Annotated in this window: 17 protein-coding genes; 9 read left to right on the forward strand and 8 right to left on the reverse strand. The window is 62.7% G+C overall.

Annotated elements, in window-relative coordinates; all coding sequences use genetic code 11:
• Positions 1 to 756, forward strand: a 756-nt coding sequence (locus tag ACOZKU_RS17690) for a RuBisCO large subunit C-terminal-like domain-containing protein (RefSeq protein ID WP_421579976.1), incomplete at its 5' end; no start/stop codon positions are given.
• A gap of 4 nt (positions 757 to 760) precedes the next feature.
• Here the strand turns inward: ACOZKU_RS17690 and ACOZKU_RS17695 are convergent.
• On the reverse strand, positions 761 to 1,681 hold the full coding sequence (locus ACOZKU_RS17695) for a LysR family transcriptional regulator (protein ID WP_421579977.1): 921 nt from the start codon (positions 1,679 to 1,681) through the stop codon (positions 761 to 763).
• A 143-nt stretch (positions 1,682 to 1,824) separates the two neighbouring features.
• Here ACOZKU_RS17695 and ACOZKU_RS17700 point away from each other — a divergent pair, with 143 nt between their 5' ends.
• From ACOZKU_RS17700 to ACOZKU_RS17720, 5 genes are all read left to right on the forward strand, one after another.
• Positions 1,825 to 2,622 (forward strand): alpha/beta hydrolase fold domain-containing protein, encoded by a 798-nt coding sequence (locus ACOZKU_RS17700; protein WP_421579978.1) that lies wholly within the window; start codon positions 1,825 to 1,827, stop codon positions 2,620 to 2,622.
• Positions 2,623 to 2,672: 50 nt separating this feature from the next.
• The gene (locus ACOZKU_RS17705) at positions 2,673 to 3,863 is read left to right on the forward strand and encodes an efflux RND transporter periplasmic adaptor subunit (protein ID WP_421579979.1); all 1,191 of its coding nucleotides are present in this window, start codon (positions 2,673 to 2,675) and stop codon (positions 3,861 to 3,863) included.
• Positions 3,864 to 3,986: 123 nt separating this feature from the next.
• Complete coding sequence (locus tag ACOZKU_RS17710) at positions 3,987 to 7,184, forward strand: efflux RND transporter permease subunit (protein ID WP_421579980.1); 3,198 nt, start codon at positions 3,987 to 3,989, stop codon at positions 7,182 to 7,184.
• Positions 7,185 to 7,474: 290 nt separating this feature from the next.
• Positions 7,475 to 8,023, forward strand: a complete 549-nt coding sequence (locus tag ACOZKU_RS17715; protein ID WP_421579981.1) for an NADPH-dependent FMN reductase — start codon at positions 7,475 to 7,477, stop codon at positions 8,021 to 8,023.
• 182 nt (positions 8,024 to 8,205) lie between these two features.
• Positions 8,206 to 8,388 carry a hypothetical protein gene (locus ACOZKU_RS17720; RefSeq protein ID WP_421579982.1) on the forward strand — a complete coding sequence of 61 codons (183 nt, stop codon included), beginning with the start codon at positions 8,206 to 8,208 and terminating at the stop codon, positions 8,386 to 8,388.
• Positions 8,389 to 8,489: 101 nt separating this feature from the next.
• On the opposite strand, the gene ACOZKU_RS17725 is transcribed toward ACOZKU_RS17720, so the two are convergent.
• The 7 genes from ACOZKU_RS17725 to ACOZKU_RS17755 all read right to left on the reverse strand — a co-directional run bounded on the left by ACOZKU_RS17725 (position 8,490) and on the right by ACOZKU_RS17755 (position 15,510).
• Positions 8,490 to 9,293 carry an SDR family NAD(P)-dependent oxidoreductase gene (locus tag ACOZKU_RS17725; RefSeq protein ID WP_421579983.1) on the reverse strand — a complete coding sequence of 268 codons (804 nt, stop codon included), beginning with the start codon at positions 9,291 to 9,293 and terminating at the stop codon, positions 8,490 to 8,492.
• A 12-nt stretch (positions 9,294 to 9,305) separates the two neighbouring features.
• Positions 9,306 to 10,166, reverse strand: a complete 861-nt coding sequence (locus ACOZKU_RS17730; RefSeq protein ID WP_421579984.1) for an NAD-dependent epimerase/dehydratase family protein — start codon at positions 10,164 to 10,166, stop codon at positions 9,306 to 9,308.
• Entirely contained in the window at positions 10,163 to 11,263 is a 1,101-nt protein-coding gene (locus tag ACOZKU_RS17735; RefSeq protein ID WP_421579985.1) for a Gfo/Idh/MocA family protein, read from the reverse strand. Before ACOZKU_RS17735 ends, ACOZKU_RS17730 begins: the two co-directional genes overlap by 4 nt.
• A gap of 22 nt (positions 11,264 to 11,285) precedes the next feature.
• Positions 11,286 to 12,191 (reverse strand): carbohydrate ABC transporter permease, encoded by a 906-nt coding sequence (locus ACOZKU_RS17740; protein WP_421579986.1) that lies wholly within the window; start codon positions 12,189 to 12,191, stop codon positions 11,286 to 11,288.
• Between the two features lie 2 nt (positions 12,192 to 12,193).
• On the reverse strand, positions 12,194 to 13,099 hold the full coding sequence (locus ACOZKU_RS17745; RefSeq protein ID WP_421579987.1) for a carbohydrate ABC transporter permease: 906 nt from the start codon (positions 13,097 to 13,099) through the stop codon (positions 12,194 to 12,196).
• Between the two features lie 12 nt (positions 13,100 to 13,111).
• The gene (locus ACOZKU_RS17750; protein WP_421579988.1) at positions 13,112 to 14,035 is read right to left on the reverse strand and encodes a sugar phosphate isomerase/epimerase family protein; all 924 of its coding nucleotides are present in this window, start codon (positions 14,033 to 14,035) and stop codon (positions 13,112 to 13,114) included.
• A 110-nt stretch (positions 14,036 to 14,145) separates the two neighbouring features.
• Positions 14,146 to 15,510 (reverse strand): ABC transporter substrate-binding protein, encoded by a 1,365-nt coding sequence (locus ACOZKU_RS17755; RefSeq protein ID WP_421579989.1) that lies wholly within the window; start codon positions 15,508 to 15,510, stop codon positions 14,146 to 14,148.
• 273 nt (positions 15,511 to 15,783) lie between these two features.
• Here ACOZKU_RS17755 and ACOZKU_RS17760 point away from each other — a divergent pair, with 273 nt between their 5' ends.
• From ACOZKU_RS17760 to ACOZKU_RS17770, 3 genes are all read left to right on the forward strand, one after another.
• A complete protein-coding gene (locus ACOZKU_RS17760) occupies positions 15,784 to 16,425 on the forward strand; it encodes a cysteine hydrolase family protein (RefSeq protein ID WP_421579990.1) in 642 nt (213 codons plus the stop codon).
• A 16-nt stretch (positions 16,426 to 16,441) separates the two neighbouring features.
• Complete coding sequence (locus ACOZKU_RS17765) at positions 16,442 to 16,984, forward strand: MarR family winged helix-turn-helix transcriptional regulator (protein ID WP_421579991.1); 543 nt, start codon at positions 16,442 to 16,444, stop codon at positions 16,982 to 16,984.
• 72 nt (positions 16,985 to 17,056) lie between these two features.
• Positions 17,057 to 18,229: amidohydrolase family protein (locus ACOZKU_RS17770; RefSeq protein WP_421579992.1), on the forward strand; the 1,173-nt coding region annotated here is incomplete at its 3' end.

Raw genomic sequence — 18,229 nt, forward strand, 5'->3', positions numbered from 1 at the left:
CTGCGCGCCCGCGCCGGGATCGGCGAAAAGCCGCTTCTGATGTCCGCCATCAAGCCGGTCGGCTTGTCGACCGCGCAGCTTGCCCGCCTCGCCCATGATTTCGCGCTCGGCGGCATGCATTTCGTCAAGGACGACCACGGGCTCGTCGACCAGAAGACCGCACCCTTCGACGTGCGTCTGAAGGCCTGCATCGAGGCGGTCGGCGAGGCGAATGCGAAAAGCGGCGGGAAGACGAGCTTCGTGCCCAACATCACCGGCCCCGCCACCGCCATCATCGAGCGGGCAAAGCAGGCGCAGGAACGCGGTGCCGGCGGCGTGATGATCGCACCGGCGCTCGCCGGCTACGACATTGTGCGCACGCTCGCCGCCGATCCGGACTTTTCGTTGCCGATCGTCTCGCATCCGGCCTTTTCCGGCGCCAATGTCGTCTCGCCCGATTGCGGCTTCTCGCACCGCGCCTTCTTTGGCACGCTGCACCGTCTGATGGGCGCCGACGCCGTGGTCTATCCGAATTTCGGCGGCCGCTTCGGCTTCACGCGTGAAGAATGCCAGTCGATCGCGAAGGCCTGCGCCGTGGACATGGGCGGCCCGAAAGCGATCGTCGCGGCCCCCGGCGGCGGCATGACCTTTGCTCGCCTGCCCGAAATGCGCGACGCTTACGGCGATGACGTGATGTATCTGATCGGCGGCGCGCTGCTCTCCGAACCGGACCTCGTCGGCGCCTGCAAACGCCTGGTTGCCGCCGTCGAAGGTTGACGCGTCAGGACTTGCCCGCGCCGGTCAGCTCCGTGCGCCCCAAAAGCCGCACGACCCAATCGACGAAAACCCGCACCTTGTTGCTGAGGTGGCGGTTTGGCGGGTAGACAATGTAGAGCGGAACCGGCTCGATATGCCAGTCCGTCAGCACCGGGACGAGCTGCCCCCTGGCGATGGGCTCGCGCGCCATGAAACAGGCAAGCGGCGCGACGCCGAGCCCGGACAGCGCCGCGGCCAGATAGCTGCGCGCATCGTTGACCGAAAGAATATACCGGCTGTTGATCTCCAGCGTCTCGCCATCCCGCGTGAATTCGAAGGGCATGATGCGGTTGATCTGCGCCAGGAAGTAGTTCACGCAGTGATGCGCCGCCTCCAGGTCGGAGGGATGTGCCGGCATGCCGAAGCGGTCGATATAGGCGGGCGCGGCACAGGCCACCAGACCCATCTCCCCGACGCGCCGCGCGATCAGCGAGGCATTGCCCGGTGAGCCCGCGCGCAGCGCGCAGTCGACATTCTCCGCCAGATAATCCACCGTTCGGTCGCCCACCCCGAGATCGACCTTGATATCGGGATATTTCTCATGGAAATCATTGAGTTCGGGAATGATCAGCAGGTCCGCGAAGGCCCCCGACATTTCCACGCGCAGGCGCCCGCTCGGGCTCATGCGGGAGTGCGAGAGGCTGCCGTCCAGTTCGTCGATCTCCGTGACGATCTGGTTTGCCCGCTCGTAGTAGAGCGCGCCGTCCGTCGTGACCATGACGCGGCGCGTGGTGCGGTTGAGCAATTTGGTCTGAAGATGCGTTTCGAGATTCTGGATCAGGTTGCTGACGGTTGCCTTGGGCATGCCGAGCGCGGCGGAAGCGCCGGTGAAGCTGCCCGTCTCCACCACACGGAGGAAGACGCGCATCGCAGAAAGCTGATCCATGGAACATTCCCACGTTGGAAGCTATGATTGTTCGAAATTTTGGACAGTGAAATCCGTTTTACCACACTTATCCGGGCAAAATGACTGACGATATAAATGGTGAGGGACCAGCTTATTTCCAAGCGGCCCAAAGGACAAGATCGATGCCGGTAGAGATCAAGGATATGACGTTCGACAAGGTGGCCATCGGCCCCGTGTCGGTGCGCGTCTATCAGGGCGCCGAATATGCCAAGGGGGCGCCCGTCCTGCTCTATTTCCACGGCGGCGCCTTCACGGAAACCGGGCTCAGGCATTGCCCGCTTGCCGAATGCATCGCCTCGACCGGCGCCATCGTCGCCGTGCCTGATTACAATGCGCTCGGCGGCGGCGTCTTCCCCAAGCCGCTGGAAGTCGGCTTTTCGATCTTCTCCTATCTTGCCAAGAAGCGCGCCGGGCTGGGCGACCGCAAGTCGCCGCTCCTCATCGGCGGCGAGGAGGCGGGCGGCAATATCGCGGCCGGCGTAGCGCTGAAGGCGCGCGACCACTTCGCCGACGAACTCGACGGCCAGGTGCTGCTCTCGCCGCTGCTCGACCCTTTCATGGCCAGCCGCTCCTTCCGCGAGGCCGACGCCATCGGCATGCGCCAGCGCTGGGCGGATGGCTGGAGCCACTATCTCAGCGGCGGCGTGTGCCACCCCTATGCCGCGCCCTGCCTGTGTTCGCGTCTTTCCGATCTTGCCCCGGCGCTCGTTCTGACGGCGGCGGACGATCCGCTGCACGACGAGGCGCTGGGTTATGCCGATCGCCTCACCGAGGCCGGCGTCAAAGTTCAGCAGCATGTCCTTCCCGCAGGAACAGGCTGGCCGACAATTTACAGCGGGACATCCAATGGAACCGGGCCCTGGGCCGGCAGCCTTGCCAGCCAGTTTTCCGGTTTTGTTCAAAATATTAGCATTCACTGATTTTACGGAACCCAAAGCATAGCGTGGCCTGAGGCCACAAGGAGACAACAATGCTATCGAAGCGCAAACGCTGGGCCCTCACGGGCACCGGCCTGGGACTGGCTGCGTCCATTTTCGGCGCCGCCCTGATCGTTCAGGTTCCAAGCAAGCCTGCCAAGGCGGAAGCCGCGGCGACGGCCGAAGTGCCTGCCGTGCCGGTCACCGTGGCCGTCGTGGAAAACAAGAATGTCGTGACGTGGCAGGAATTTTCCGGCCGTCTGGAAGCCATCGACCGGGTGCAGATCCGCTCGCGCGTCGCTGGCGCCATCCAGTCCGTCGATTTTCGCGAGGGCGCGCTGGTGAAGGCCGGCGACCTGCTCTTCACGATCGATCCGCAACCCTTCCAGACCGCGGTAACCCAGGCCGAGGGGCAATATGCCTCGGCCGAAGCCCGCGTCAAACTCGCCAGGACCCAGCTCGAGCGCGGCGAACGCCTCGCCCGGAGCAATAGCGTCTCGCAGAGCGATATCGACGAGCGCCAAAACGCGCTTTCCGAAGCTGAGGCGAGCCTCAAGACGGCGCAGGCCGCTCTCGACGCCGCCAAGCTGGAACTCAGCTATACCCAGGTCCGCGCGCCGGTTTCCGGCCGTGTCGGCAAGGTGGAGATCACCACCGGCAACCTCGTCGCCGGCGGCTCGGCCTCCCCGGCGCTGACGACGCTGGTCTCAGTCGATCCGATCTATGCCAGCTTCAATGTCAGCGAGGAAACGGTCGCCGCAGCCCTTGCGGCCCTGCCGGCCTCCGAAGGCGCGCTCCAGCCGATCGAGCAGATCCCGGTCGAAGTCGGTACGCTCGCCGACGAGGGCACGCCGATCCACGGCAAGCTCCAGCTCATCGGCAACGAAGTGGATGCCGCCAGCGGCACCATCACGGTGCGCGCCGTCTTCGACAATCCCGGTGGCAGGCTGATCCCGGGCCAGTTCGTGCGTATCCGCATGGGCGAGCCGAAGCCCGAGAGCAAGATTCTCGTCAGCGAAAAGGCGGTCGGCACCGACCAGGACAAGAAGTTCGTCTTCGTCGTCGACAAGGACAACAAGGTCACCTACCGGCCGATCGTGCTCGGCAGCCTTTCGGGCGGCGAGCGCATCGTCGAAAGCGGGCTCTCCAACGGCGACAAGGTCGTCGTCAACGGCCTGCAGCGCGTGCGCCCGGGCGTCGTGGTCGATCCGCAGGAGCAGGAAAGCGTCGCCTCCGTGAAGTAAAGGCGGCCGGCGGGGCGCTGGCGCGCCCTGCCCCGTAACCCAAGAAAATCCATGTCCGCCGGCGGAGCCTTGCCCGCCGGACAGGGCCGTTCGTCCGAATTTCATCCTGGAGAGGGTGCTGCAATGAACATCTCCCGTTTCTTCATCGATCGCCCGGTCTTTGCCGGGGTGCTGTCGATCCTCATCGTGGTCGCCGGCCTGATCGGCATGCGATCCTTGCCGATTTCCGAATATCCCGAGGTCGTGCCGCCCTCCATTGTGGTGCGCGCCGTCTATCCGGGGGCCAATCCCGTCGTCATTTCCGAGACCGTCGCGACGCCGCTCGAAGAGCAGATCAACGGCGTCGAGGACATGCTCTACATGAACAGCCAGGCGACGTCGGACGGCGTACTGACGCTGACCGTCACCTTCAAGCTCGGCACGGACCCGGACAAGGCCCAGCAGCTCGTGCAGAACCGCGTGTCGCAGGCCGAACCGCGCCTGCCGGCGGAAGTGCGTGCGCTCGGCGTGACGACCGTCAAGAGCTCGCCCGACTTCATCATGGTGGTCAACCTCGTCTCGACGACCGACCGCTATGACGTGACCTATCTGCGCAACTACGCCACGCTCAACATCAAGGACCGGCTTGCCCGCATCGAAGGCGCCGGCCAGGTGCAGGTCTTCGGCGCCGGCGATTATGCGATGCGCGTGTGGATCGATCCGCAGAAGGCGGCCGAACATGCACTGGCCGCCAGCGACATCAGCAACGCGATCCGCGAGCAGAACGTGCAGGCCGCCGCTGGCATCATCGGCGCCTCCCCGACACCCAACGAGGTGAATCTCCAGCTCAACGTCAACGCCCAGGGCCGCCTGCGCACCCCGGAGGAATTCGGCAACATCATCGTCAAGACGGGCGCATCCGGTGAAATCACCCGCCTGCGGGATGTCGCCCGCGTCGAACTGGGGGCGGCCGACTACACGCTGCGCTCGCTGCTCGACGGCCAGCCCGCCGTCGCCATCGCCGTGCTCCAGGCGCCGGGCTCGAACGCCATCGAGATCGCCGACAATGTGCGCGCCACCATGGACCAGCTCCAGCTGGCCATGCCCGACGGCGTGAAATACGAGATCGTTTACGACACGACGGAATTCGTGCGCGCCTCCATCGACAAGGTCGTCGATACGCTGCTCGAAGCCATCGCGCTCGTCGTGCTCGTCGTCATCGTCTTCCTCCAGACCTGGCGCGCCTCGATCATCCCGCTGCTCGCCGTGCCCGTCTCGATCATCGGCACCTTCGCCGTCATGTATGCCTTCGGCTTCTCGGTAAACGCGCTGACGCTATTCGGCCTCGTGCTCGCCATCGGCATCGTGGTGGACGACGCGATCGTCGTCGTCGAAAACGTCGAGCGCAACATCGAGAATGGGTTGAGCCCGCGCGAAGCGACCTACCGCGCCATGCGGGAAGTCTCGGGTCCGATCATCGCGATTGCGCTCGTGCTCGTCGCCGTCTTCGTGCCGCTCGCCTTCATCAGCGGCTTGTCCGGCCAGTTCTACCGCCAGTTCGCCCTGACCATCGCCATCTCGACGGTGATTTCGGCGATCAACTCCCTGACGCTGTCGCCTGCGCTGGCCGCCCTTCTGCTGAAGGATCACCACGCGCCGAAGGATTGGCTGACCCGCCTCATGGATGGCCTGTTCGGCTGGTTCTTCCGCGGCTTCAACCGGGCCTTCAACGCCGCCGGCAACGGCTATGGCCGCACCATCGGCGGGCTCGTCACGCGCAAGTCGCTGGTCATGATCGTCTATCTCGCGCTCGTCGGCGCCACCTACACGGTGTTCAACGCCGTGCCGGGCGGCTTCGTGCCGGCGCAGGACAAGCAATATCTGGTCGGCTTCGCCCAGCTGCCCGACGGCGCGACCCTCGACCGCACGGAAGAGGTCATCAAGAAGATGAGCGACATCGCGCTGGCCCAGCCCGGCGTGGCGCACGCCATCGCCTTCCCCGGCCTGTCGATCAACGGTTTCACGATCGGCTCGAATTCCGGCATCGTCTTCGCCGTGCTCGACGATTTCGAGGAGCGCAAGACGCCGGATCTGTCAGGCGGCGCGATCGCCATGCAGCTCAACCAGAAATTCGCCGGCATCCAGGACGCCTTCATCGCCATGTTCCCGCCGCCACCGGTCAACGGCCTCGGTACGACGGGCGGCTTCAAGCTGCAGATCGAGGATCGCGCCGGCCTCGGCTACGGCGCGCTTAACGATGCCACGCAGGCCTTCCTTGGAAAAGCTTATCAGACACCGGAACTGGCGGGCCTGTTCTCCAGCTTCCAGATCAATGTGCCGCAGCTCTATGCCGATCTCGACCGGGCCAAGGCCCAGCAGCTTGGCGTCAGGGTCACGGACGTGTTCGAGACGCTGCAGATCTATCTCGGCTCGCTCTATGTCAACGACTTCAACGCCTTCGGGCGAACCTACAGTGTGCGCGTCCAGGCCGATTCCGCCTTCCGCGCCAAGCCGGAGGATATCGGCCAGCTGAAGGTGCGCTCGCAATCCGGCGAGATGATCCCGCTCGCAGCCCTCCTGAAGGTCGATGCGACGACCGGCCCGGAGCGCACCACGCGCTACAATGGTTTCCTCGCCGCCGACATCAATGGCGGGCCGGCGCCCGGCTTCTCGTCGGGCCAGGCCCAGGCCGCCGTGGAAAAGATCGCTGCCGAAACGCTGCCCGCCGGCATCGATTTCGAATGGACGGACCTGACCTACCAGCAGATCCTCGCCGGCAATTCGAGCATATACGTCTTCCCGCTCGCGCTGCTTCTCGTCTATCTCGTGCTGGCCGCCCAGTATGAGAGCCTGACGCTGCCGATCGCCATCATCATGATCGTGCCGATGGGTGTGCTCGCGGCGCTTGCCGGGGTCTGGTACACGGGGGGCGACAACAATGTCTTCACCCAGATCGGTCTCGTGGTGCTGGTGGGCCTCTCGGCGAAGAACGCGATCCTGATCGTCGAATTCGCCCGTGAGCTGGAATTCGAGGGCCGCACGCCGATACAGGCGGCCATCGAGGCCAGCCGCCTGCGCCTGCGCCCCATCCTCATGACCTCCATGGCCTTCATCATGGGCGTCGTGCCGCTGGTGCTCTCGACGGGGGCGGGTTCGGAAATGCGCGCCGCCATGGGTCTTGCCGTGTTCTCCGGCATGATCGGCGTCACCTTCTTCGGCATCTTCATGACGCCGGTCTTCTACGTGCTGTTGCGCCGTCTTGCGGGTAACCGCCCGCTGGTCCAGCACGGCCGTTCGACCATGGCCGACGACGCGGAAGGTCTGCCGGCCGTGCAGCACTGACGAGAGCGGCACAGGCGCCTGCACGCGTCATCGGGCAGGGCTATATTTCCACTCAAAACGATCCGGGGCCGCAACGCGGTCCCGGATTTCAATATCCTGTGTTGACGACGCCAGGAGACGGGGATGGCCGGCGGACGAGCGCGCACGTCACCTTCGCGCGATGACGGCGCCACCGTTTTCGATCCCGGTCCATTCGTTCGCTCCGGTCTTACGCGAGAACCGCATATTCAGTGTTGAGTTTTCCCTGGTGAAGGACGAGGATCGGCTGTTCATTCAGCTTGGAGTTCCCCATGACCTCAGTAGCAGTTCTCGTCGGCAGCCTCCGCAAGGAATCCTTCAGCCGCAAGACAGCCAAGGCCTTCGCCGCGCTGACGCCCAACCTGACCTTCGACTTTCTCGATATCGGCGCCGTCTCGTATTTCAACCAGGACCTCGAGGCGTCCCCGCCTGCGGACTGGACGACGTTCCGCAACGCGATTTCGGCCGCCGATGCCGTGCTTTTTGTCACTGCCGAATACAATCGTTCGGTCCCCGGCGTGCTGAAGAACGCAATCGACGTCGCCTCGCGTCCCTATGGCCAGGGCGCGCTTGCCGGCAAACCGGCCGCAATCATCTCGACCTCGATCGGCGCAATCGGCGGCTTCGGCGCCAATCATCATCTGCGGCAATCGCTGAGCTTCCTGAACATGCCGGTGCTTGGGCAGCCCGAGGCGTATATTGGCGGCAGCGGCGGATTGTTCGACGAAGCCGGCCAGCTGACGAACGAGGGTACGCGGGATTTCCTGATCAATTTCGGGAAGGCGTTTGAGGCGCATATTGCGCTGAACACCCGGCGCTGAGCTGTTTCAAGGGATAGAACAACAAAAGCCCCCGCGCATATTTGCGACGGGGGCTTTTGATTTTGTGCGGTGCCTGAATGCACCCATACCCCGTTAACGCTTTTAACTTTGGCGTACCCACCGGCCGATGGACGGAACATTCTCGGGACTATCACGGTTGATCGACATGAAGGGAGTTCGGTATGGCAGAAGATCCCAAAGACCCGAAAAAACCTCAAGAGATATCGCCGGGAGACACACCGGACTCGCTGCCGGATATTCCTGACCGCCCAATTGAAGAGCCCGGACCGGATGTCATTCCGGAGGAAGCCCCTGACGTCACTCCCGTCCCAGGGGAAGACATCCCGACGAAGATGGGTGAGTAGGCCGTTGGCGCGCAAAGCACCATAATCCGGCGGGAATTCCTCTGCCTAAAGGGCATTTATCGGACCGGAGTATTAAACCGCCTGGAACGTCTGGAAAATCCTCATGTGAAGCTTGGGAAACGATCGCTGTCAGGCGCATTTGCCCAGCTTTGCAGCGTTTGGCCGCCGTCGATCAGCCAGTCGACACCGGTCACATGTTTCGCGTCATCGGATGCGAGGAAGGCAACGGCGGCGGCAACATCTTCGGGCTGACCGATGCGGCGCAAGGGAATGCGGTGGGCAAAGCGCTCGATGCCCGCGGAATAGGCTGCTTCGTCCTCTGCCGGAACGCCCAGACGGGTTTCGATAACGCCGGGGCAGATGGCATTGACGCGGATACCGTAAGGGGCCGCATCAAGCGCTGCGATACGCGTGATGCCGACGACACCGTGTTTGGTTGCGGCGTAGCCGACGCCACCGGACAGAACATCCCAGCCCGCCATCGACGACCCCATGTTGACGATGGCGCCCTGTCTCTTGCCGGCAATCATGGCGGCGAGGGTCGCGCGAAGAACATAGAAGATACCGTTGAGATTGATGCCGACAATCTTCTGCCAGTCTTCAATCGAAAGCTTGTGCACGGGCGCCACCGTCCCGGAGATGCCGGCATTGTTGAACAGGACATCAATGCCGCCGAAATGAGCGGTGACGACGCCGACCATGGCTTCGACCGCTGCCGGATCGGCCACATCGACAGCGAACGCCTTGGCACGATCACCGAATTCAGCCGCAACGTTCTCCGCCTTAGCTCCGTTGAGATCGGCTATCGCGACGCGGGCACCTTCCGAAAGGAAACGCCGCACGGCGGCAGAGCCGATAACGCCGGCGGCACCGGTCACGAGCACGGTCTTGTTTTCAAAACGCATCGTCATTCCTTCTCAAATCGTGGCCGGCGCCGGCGGGTAGTCGCGCCAGGAATAGTGTGAAACAAATCCGAGGGCATCGCGCGCGAGGCCGGTATCGATGAGCGACGCACAGCCCGCAAGAGGCCGGCGATGGGCGACGCCCGGATAAGCGGCCTCGGCCAGCCCGGCCGATGGCTGGTCCATGTAGCTGTCCGCCGCGCTCAGGAACGCACGAAGGTGTCCCTCCACCGGTCGCTCAACGGCAGACACGAAAGCGGAAGCCGCATCGCGCGCGTCGAGATAGGCCCAGAGATCGCGTGCGGCTTCAGCCTGCGCGCGCCGCGGACCGATCTGCGCGTGAAAGCTTTCCGGAGTCTGGATCCAGGGCATCCGCAGGCTGACAGCCGAGAACACCCCGCGCCGGACCGATGCATCGACCATTTCTTCGCCGAGCCATTTCGTAATGGCATAAATATCCTGGGCTCCGACGGGATGCCCCTCGTCGACCGGCAGGTAAAGCGGCACGACGGGCTTTTCGAAGAAGGGATAGCCGAGCACGCTGAAGGACGATGCATAGACAAACCGCCTTATGCCCGCGATACGCGCAGCTTCGGTCGCCGCATACATGGCACTCATATTGACACGGAAGACGTCAGCGGCAGCGCGACCCGTTGGTCTCGGGATCGCGGCGATATGCACCAGCGCGTCCTTGCCGGCCGCCAGCTCGGCAAGAACACCGAGGTCACCGGCGTCCGCGGTGACATGCATCCAGGCCGAACCCGGCGGCGGGGCCATCATATCGAGGCCGGTTACAACGTGCCCTGCATCCAGCAATGCCGCAGCAACGTGGCGGCCAAGCAGGCCGCTCGATCCGGTAACGAGGATATGGCTCATGCCTGGCCTCCCCCCGGCTTGACCGGCAATGCCTTGATAATGCGCTCGGCCAGTTCGAGATCATCCAGCCCCCCCTGAAGCGGCGTCTGAGGTGCGGCCTTTCCTTCGACACAGGCGATGAAATGCTGCCACTGCCTGCGGAACGCGGTTTCCGGCGTGCCGGGCAGAATGCGCTCGCTCGGCCCCTCGCCGGCAGCCTCGCGCAGACGCACCGTCGCGGCGGCATTCCGCACATAGGGGTTTTGGAAATCGATGCGCACTTCGTCCTTCTCGCCGTGAACGGTCATCCATTCGTCCCACCATTCATACTGCGCGCCGAACGCCACTTCCAGCAGCGCCGGAACACGATCGGCGAAACCGAGCACAGCCATGATATGCGTTGGTCCCACGGCCTGCGCATAGTCGACGCGCTCCGCGACGCCGAAAGCACCACGCAGAACCGCAAGATCGTGGCTACCGAGCATCAGAAGCGTCATGTAGAGGTCAGTGTAACCGGCATGATCCTGCCCGAGCCCGGCTGCGACGCGCGCAGCCACATCAGTCTGGGTCGCCTTGATACGCTCCATATCGACGTCCTTGCCGCGCACCTGCGTGTAAAGCTGCTGGTAGCGATCGAAACGACCCGCAAAATCATGCACCTGGATCATTTTCGGCCGCCCGATCTGGCCGATCTTTTCAAGGCCGAGCCGATAGCCGGGATCATAAAGCTTCATATAGCCGACAAGGCCGACCAGCCCGCTTTCATTCGCCGCCTTCACGAGTGGCCGCGCTTCCTCGGAGGTAAAGGCCAGCGGCTTTTCGACGATGAAATGTTTGCCGGCCTTGATGGCGGCCTCGACAACCGGGCCGTGATCGAACGTGCAGATGACCACGGCATCGACGGCCGGATCGTCAAGCAGCGCCTGGTATTCCTGATAGCAGGCGGTGACGCCATATTGCGTACTCAGCGTCTCCAGCACCGTCCGGGACAGATCGCAAAGCGCGGCCAGCCGCAACTCCGGAAGCTCGTGAATAACAGGAAGGTGCATCAGCTGCGCGATCTCGCCGCAACCGATCACGCCGACGCCGATCGGCGCTTTGGGGTTGGAAGCCGTCATTGTGAACTCCTTGTCATTCCGGTCACGACTTGACCGCGCCGGCGGTCAATCCGGCGATGAATTGTTTCTGCATGAGCACGAACACGATGATGACCGGCAGCGTCGTCATCGCCAGCGCCGCGAAATAGAGGTTCCACATCGATCCATACTGCTGGAAGATCGCAACGAGGCCGAGTGGTATCGTCTGCAGGGCCGGATCGCGCAGCAGGAGGAAGGCGAGGAAGAAATCGTTCCAGATTTCGATGAAGCCGAAGATCGTCACCAAAGCGAGGCCGGGCCGGATCAGTGGCAGCATGACCTTGCCGAGAATCTGAAGCCGGCTGGCACCGTCGATCCGCGCGGCATCCTCCAGCTCCGCAGGCAAGGACAGAAAGAAGCTGCGCAGAATGAAGATGGACAGCGGAAGGTTGGAAGCCGCGTGGATGATGGCGATGCCGATCCGGCTGTTGACCAGACCGAGATCACGCGCCGTCATGAAGAGCGGGATCGCCATGACCTGCGGCGGTATCAGCATCGCGGCTACGACCAGCGCGAGGATGACGTTGCGACCACGAAACCTGAGGCGCGACAAGGCATAGGCGGCCGGGGTCGCAACCAGCAGCAGAAGCGCAAGTGCCGTTGCCGTCACGACGACGCTGTTGAGGATGCGCGCACCGATGCCCGCAACCCGCCACGCCTCGGTGTAATTTTGCCAGGCAAAGCCTGACGGCAATCCCCACACATTGGCGATGACCTCTTCCTTCGTCTTCAAGGACCCGGAAAGCACCCAGAAGAGCGGATAAAGTGTTTCGACAAGCACAATCGCCAACAGGCCGTAGACGAGAGCCAGCTCACCGATGGAACGGCCGGCGAGCAAGCCCTTCCAGAAGAGGTGACTTGCGAATGGCGGCTGGGCACGGGCGGGGCGAATGGAGCTGTGGTGTTCCATGACTACATCTCCACCTTGCTGCGCCGCATGAGGCCCAGGAGAAGGACGCAGGACAGTGCGACAATGAGAAACAGCGCGTATCCCATGGCGCTGGCATAACCCATATTGCCGTCTTGGAAGGCAATCTTGACCATGTAGGTCATCACCACTTCGGTGGCGTGGTTCGGCCCGCCCTGCGTCAGCACCTGCACGATATCGAAGTTGCGGACGAAGGCACCGGACAGGCCCAGAATGATGTTGATCAGAATGACCGGCATCATGAGTGGCAGGGTAATATGCCTGAAACGCTTCACCGCGCCGGCACCATCGATACGGGCGGCCTCGTAAAGCTCATCTGGTATGGTCTGAAGGCCGGCGAGATAGATGACGGCGTGAAATCCCAGCCATTTCCAGACATCGACGACGATAATTGAATAGAGCGCGATATCGGCATCTCCCAGCCACGACATCTTCAGTGCTGAAAGGCCGAGCCCATCGAGTGCCGCGTTGAGGAGGCCGAACACCGGATTATAGATCCATGACCACAGAAGGCCGGTGGCCGCGAAGGAAAGCGTGACCGGAATGAAAACCGCCGCCCGGATCGGCCCACGCAGGAAAATCGCCCGGTCCAGCAGGATGGCCAGACCAAGGCCCAGCACATTCTTCAAAAGCAGGACGAGGACAACGAAAATCAGATTGTTCTCAAGCGCACCGAGAAACAGCCTGTCACCCAAAAGCTTCGCGTAGTTGGCGACGCCGATAAAAACCGGCGCCGAAAACCCGTCCCACCGCGTCAGGCTGATCCAGAGCCCACGGAGAAACGGCCACAGAAAGAACAGCGAAAACAGGACGGCGGCAGGCGCGAGCATGAAAGCCGCGACCGTCGCGTCATCGTCCCGCCGGATGATCCTCGTTATCCGCGTGCGCATCGCACCCCCCCTTCAGCGCTTGCCAGGGTTCAACACAAGTCCAAGCGTTTCAGTGAGATAGGCGACGCTTTCTCTTGCGCTCTGCTCTGCGGTCTTCTGCGAGGCATCGAGCTCCACGATCGCAAGACCGTCATACCCGGCGTCCAGGAGAACATCGACGAGCCCGCGCATATCGACCACGCCAGCGCCAAGTTCGCTGAACGCGGCGTAGCGCTCGGGGCCGATGAGGCTGTCGTCCACACGCGTATCCTTGAGGTGCATGTATCGCACGGCGGACATGTAGGTCCGCAGCGCGTCTACCGGATCCGAATGGGTCTGCGCCAGATGGGCGGGATCGATGCACAGCCCCGCATGGCGCGTATCCAGCTCATCCATCATCCGGTCGAGCTGTTCGCGCCGCTCGATGAAGGTGTCGAGATGCGGATGGTATACGGTGGCGATGCCAAGATCGGCCGTACGCCGGCCGATATCCTCAAGCGCGCGGCAGAAGGCCTTGTAGTCTTCCGGGAGGTGTTTGTTGCCCGACGCTTCCGACGGCCCCCCGCCGAGCACCAGAACCGGAGCATCGAAACCCTTCAGGATACGCGCAAGAGAAATGAGGCAGGCACGCTCCTGCTCCCACAGCACGGGATTGACGAAGGTCGCGTTCACATAGAGCGAGGACAGGCGGATTCCCAGATCGCTCTGTGCTTCCGAAAGCAGCGCATAGCGCCGCAGGATGTCGGTATCCGTCGTCACACCCGGGGGCGGCAGGTCGCCAAGCTGCATGTATTTGCGGGCGAACTGGTCGGACAGGCTGGTGAAGGCGAGAATTTCAAACCAGCCAAAACCCTCACCCGCAAGAAAATCGAGCGCGGGACGCAAGGGCTGCCCGGTCAGGTCCCAGCTGTTGAGATGATAGCCGATGGAAAAACGTTGGCGCGCAGAACGGGTCATGGTTTTCTCTTTCGAACACACGGGGGATCCGACGCTGCAGAGCGCACGGCAATAGTCGGGGAAATTTCGGCGGCGCGCTGGAGAAGGGCGCGCCGCCGTGCGGCGCCGGCTTAGTCCTTCGGCGGCCAGTTACCTTCGTCGACAAGCGACTTGAACGTCGCCTGCACGCTCTGCGCGGCCTCTTCCGGTGTCGCGGTGCCGCCAACGACACCGGCAATGCCGGATGCCACGGCAGTCGTCACTTCGCTCGGCCAGATCCAGTCCAGGAACTTGATCGTGTTGGGGAACGCGGTGGCGCGCAGATCCTTGGCGTATTGTTCATCGACACCGTCGACACCCTTGATGGACGTCGCGATCGGCTGCTCCGCATCGAGATAGATCTTCGCCACCTCCGGCTTCGTCAGATAGGCGACGAAATCGAGCGCCGGTTTGACCTTTTCCTCCGGGATGGAAGCCGAGAGGCACATGCCGTTATCGGCACCGCCGCCGTGCTTGGCTTCACCCGGCGTTCCCTCCATCTTGGGGAACGGGAAAACGCCCCAGGAGAAGCCCTTCACGTTTTCCTTCAGGGACGGAACCTCCCAGGTACCGCCGTAGTACATGGCGCTCTTGCCGCTGGCGAAGGCGGCGCGCATGCCCTCCATGTCGACGGAGAGAGAATCCTTGGAAAGGATGCCGTCGTCGACCCACTTTTTGATCAGCCGGAAGGCTTCGACGCTGGCAGCATTGTCGAACCCCTCCTTGCTTTCGAGCTGTGCCTGCGTGACCCCGACAGGATCACCACTTGCCTGCGAGAAGGTCTCGAAATACCACATCGGCCACATGACGCTGTTCGATCCCTGATGCAGCAGCGGGATGACGCCCGCTGCCTGCAGCTTCGGCACCGCGGACTTGAGGTCCGCATAGGTCGGCGGCGTGGGAATACCGAGTTTCTTGAAAAGGTCGACATTGTAGAAGATCGTCGAGGTCGACAGCGACGTGATCGGCACGCCATAAACCTTGCCGTTCACATTGAAGGCGCCGAGGCTGGCCGGGTCGACATTTGCGGCGAAGGGCTGGATCTCGTCCGTAATCGGCCGCAAGAGTCCGCGGCGCACATACGCGCCGTTGACCCAATAGGCAGAGCAGGCGATCAGATCCATCTCCTGGCCGGAAAGCTTGGCGGTCATCAGGCGTTGGAGCGACCCCGACTGGGGACCCTGCGCATCCCATTCGACGGCGGAGATTTCGGGATGTTCCTTCAGAAAGCCGGCAACGATTTCTTCGCGGATCTTCGTTTGCACCTCCGGTGTTTCCCGCGGGGCAAGAACGTCGAGGGAGGAACCGCCGAACACCTTCAGCGTAACGCCGTCGGCGCTTGCCGAAGCCGGCAGGAAGGCTGCCGAGAGGCTGAGGGCGACCGCGAGCAGGCGCAAGGCCGACCGGCGGCGGGCGTTTTGGGGAATACGGGCATGAACTGGCTGAGAAAACGGCATAGCGAACCCCTTGTATTGCTACGCTCGGCGCTTGTGCACCGTCGACCATATCGTTGATGGTCATACGAGTAAGGATCAGCTTTTCCATCTTGTCAAGCGCCCATGTGCATCGACCTTTGCAACGACAAAACGCTGATAAATCGCTATAAATAGCGCTTTTTAGCCGATTTCGCGTAAAAAATCTTAGAAAGCTCTTGACTTTGAACCACGGGCCTTGATTGTTTGATTATCAAATAAAAGCCGCCTCAGCGAGCAACAAAGGGAACCTGATCGATGTCACTTGATGTCTTTTCCGCGCACCGCAACGAGCAAGAGGTACGCCTCGACGCGAAAAGGACGGCGATCATCGTGGTCGACATGATCAACGAATTCTGCAAACCGGGCGGAAAAATGGTTCTGCCGGGATATGAGGCGCTCGTTGGACCGCAGCGCGCCATCATCGATGCGGCCCGCTTAAACGATGCGCCCGTGATCTGGATCCAAGACGCTCACCGCCCCGGCATGCGACACGAGCGCGAATGGGCCAAACGCACGCCGCACTGCCTTGAAAACACATGGGCAGTCGAGGTCATCGAGGATCTCGGCGCCCGCCCCGACGAGATTCATGTGACGAAGCGCCGTTACTCGGCCTTCTTCCAGACGGATCTCGATCTCGTTTTGAAAGACATGAAGATCGACCAGCTCGTCGTCTTCGGTGTCGTGACCAACATCTGCGTCCGCTCCACGGTGCACGACGCCTTTTTCAACGGCTACGAAGTCGTCGTTCCTGCGGATGCCTGCGCGGCGACCGGAAAACGGGAGCAGGAAAGTTCACTCTATGACATCGGCACCCATTTCGGCGTCGTCTCGGATTCAAAGGCTGTTGTTGCAGCCCTGAGCGGAGGCGCTACCATCGCCAATCAGATTGCGGCGTGAACCGGTGGGGCAGGACTTGAGCAATATCGAAACGATGGAAGACGAAACGCACGTTGAAACGGGCGTCGAGCAGAGATCGGAGCCGCCGGAACTCGGGCGCGACGAAATTCTGGCCTATGTCGCCCGCACCGGCTATTCGCTGGAGCACCATCCGGCACACATCATCCGCCGGGCACACCAGCGAGCGACGGCCTGCTTTCAGGAAATCATACCGGTCAGCGATGTGACACCGACGCAACTTGCCGCGCTGGTGACTTTGCTGAAGGCCGGCGAGCTTTCGCAAAACCATCTCGGACGCATCAGCCAGATGGATCCATCGACGATCAGCCTTGTGGTGAAGGCGCTCCTGAAGCGCGGCCTCATCGCGCGCAAGCGCTCGGAAACCGACCAGCGCATGACGATGATTACCCTGACCAACCGCGGCGTGCATTACACTCTGCCCCTGCTGGATCAGAGCATGCAGGTCGCGCGTAAGCTTTTGGAACCGCTGACCCCTGCCGAGCAGGCCACGCTTCTCGATCTTCTCAACCGCGTCAGCGGACCGGATCCAACCGAGTAACCCGACGCAGCCTGCCTTGCGCATGGTTGTCACCCGGTTTCTGACCATACCGACAGATTGTAAGGACAAACCATGTCGAATGCTGCCGATCAAGCCGACCGCCTCCTGATCCGAAACCTGGGCGCCGTGCTCACCGGCGAGCTCTCCGCCCCCCTCGCGGACGCGGATACGATCCTTATCGAGAATGGAAAGATCACCGCCGTGGGCCGCGAGGTCAATATCGATGCCAGCGGCGTCAAGCGTGTGATCGATGCCAAAGGCTCTTCGGTCATGCCCGGCATGATCGACAACCATTCCCACCCCGTCATGGGTGACTGGACGCCGCGCCAGAACCAGCTCGGCTGGATCGATTCAACGCTGCATGGCGGGGTGACGACACTGGTCTCCGCCGGCGAGGTGCACCTGCCGGGCCGCCCGCGGGACGTGATCGGCGTCAAGGCGCTGGCGATCACCGCACAACGCGCCTTCGCAAACTTTTCCCCGACCGGCATGAAGGTTCTGGCCGGAGCCCTCATCCTCGAGCACGGCCTCGAGGAGAAGGACTTCAGCGAACTTGCCGATGCCGGTGTCACACTTGTCGGCGAAGTGGGCCTCGGCACGGTGAAGGATGGCACGACGGGCCGCAAGATGATCGCCTGGGCCCGCAAATACGGCATGACGTCGATGACCCATACCGGCGGGCATTCCATCCCGGGATCCTCGCGGATCGGCGCCGACGTCGTGCTGGAAGTGGATGCGGATGTCGCGGCCCACATGAATGGCGGGCCGACCTCCCTTCCCTTCTCCGAACTCGAACTGATCTGCCGGGAAAGCAAGCGTGGACTTGAGATCATCCATAACGGGAACATGAAGGCGGGGCTCTTCGTGCTCGACGTCATCAAAGATGTTGGCGCCCTTGACCGGCTCGTGCTGGGAACGGACGGACCCGCCGGGTCCGGCGTTCAGCCGCTTGGCATGCTGCGCCTCGTGACGATGCTCGCCTCGCTCGGTGGCGTCGCCCCGGAAGTCGCCATCTGCTTTGCGACCGGCAATGTGGCGAACCTGCGCGGCCTGAACGACCGCGGGCGTATCGCACCCGGCCTTGCGGCGGATCTCGTCTTCATCGATCAGGCGATGGGCGGTGGCGGCGATGGCGTGCTCGACAGCATGGCGCTCGGCAATCTGCCCGGCATCGGCATGATCCTCGTGGACGGGGTCCAGCGCACGGCACGCAGCCGCAACACGCCCCCCTCCATTCTTGTGCCG

The organism is Shinella sp. M31, assembly GCF_049199205.1.
Lineage (GTDB): Bacteria > Pseudomonadota > Alphaproteobacteria > Rhizobiales > Rhizobiaceae > Shinella.

Excerpts from the sequence above, each read along its gene's own strand:
- ACOZKU_RS17735 (WP_421579985.1), bottom strand. The coding sequence starts at position 11,263 with ATGACGGCTTCCAACCCCAAAGCGCCGATCGGCGTCGGCGTGATCGGT.
- ACOZKU_RS17760 (WP_421579990.1), top strand. The coding sequence starts at position 15,784 with ATGTCACTTGATGTCTTTTCCGCGCACCGCAACGAGCAAGAGGTACGC.
- ACOZKU_RS17695 (WP_421579977.1), bottom strand. The coding sequence starts at position 1,681 with ATGGATCAGCTTTCTGCGATGCGCGTCTTCCTCCGTGTGGTGGAGACG.
- ACOZKU_RS17715 (WP_421579981.1), top strand. The coding sequence starts at position 7,475 with ATGACCTCAGTAGCAGTTCTCGTCGGCAGCCTCCGCAAGGAATCCTTC.
- ACOZKU_RS17700 (WP_421579978.1), top strand. The coding sequence starts at position 1,825 with ATGCCGGTAGAGATCAAGGATATGACGTTCGACAAGGTGGCCATCGGC.
- ACOZKU_RS17740 (WP_421579986.1), bottom strand. The coding sequence starts at position 12,191 with ATGGAACACCACAGCTCCATTCGCCCCGCCCGTGCCCAGCCGCCATTC.
- ACOZKU_RS17755 (WP_421579989.1), bottom strand. The coding sequence starts at position 15,510 with ATGCCGTTTTCTCAGCCAGTTCATGCCCGTATTCCCCAAAACGCCCGC.
- ACOZKU_RS17745 (WP_421579987.1), bottom strand. The coding sequence starts at position 13,099 with ATGCGCACGCGGATAACGAGGATCATCCGGCGGGACGATGACGCGACG.
- ACOZKU_RS17720 (WP_421579982.1), top strand. The coding sequence starts at position 8,206 with ATGGCAGAAGATCCCAAAGACCCGAAAAAACCTCAAGAGATATCGCCG.
- ACOZKU_RS17725 (WP_421579983.1), bottom strand. The coding sequence starts at position 9,293 with ATGCGTTTTGAAAACAAGACCGTGCTCGTGACCGGTGCCGCCGGCGTT.
- ACOZKU_RS17710 (WP_421579980.1), top strand. The coding sequence starts at position 3,987 with ATGAACATCTCCCGTTTCTTCATCGATCGCCCGGTCTTTGCCGGGGTG.
- ACOZKU_RS17705 (WP_421579979.1), top strand. The coding sequence starts at position 2,673 with ATGCTATCGAAGCGCAAACGCTGGGCCCTCACGGGCACCGGCCTGGGA.
- ACOZKU_RS17750 (WP_421579988.1), bottom strand. The coding sequence starts at position 14,035 with ATGACCCGTTCTGCGCGCCAACGTTTTTCCATCGGCTATCATCTCAAC.
- ACOZKU_RS17730 (WP_421579984.1), bottom strand. The coding sequence starts at position 10,166 with ATGAGCCATATCCTCGTTACCGGATCGAGCGGCCTGCTTGGCCGCCAC.